Consider the following 275-nt stretch of genomic DNA (forward strand, 5'->3'; position numbering starts at 1 on the left):
GCTTCCGCGCTGGCGACGTAAGGTATGGATCTGTCGCGCCAGCGTTTCAATCTGGTTATTTTGCATGAGCGAAAAAACAATGGTTGCCGCCTGGGTTGTGCGAGCTTCATTAAAAAGCGCTTCGTTAGAATCAAACAACGACCAATTTTCCGAGAGCGCAGGTGCCCCCTCTAAAACGGCAATATGGCTCAGGATTCGTTTTTCATCGCTGCGCGGTTGCACCACGGTTTCTTCCTGCTGCGCCAGGTGCCATTCGCCCTCAATATGTTTAAGGG

General features: G+C 51.6%; 1 protein-coding gene. It reads right to left on the minus strand.

The window, feature by feature from the left end; genetic code table 11:
* A partial coding sequence (locus ACPYOI_RS36215) for a BcsE family c-di-GMP-binding protein (protein ID WP_481424190.1) occupies nucleotides 1-275 on the minus strand: 275 nt, incomplete at both ends.

This window comes from Rhizobium sp. SVR5-2C (assembly GCF_056755115.1).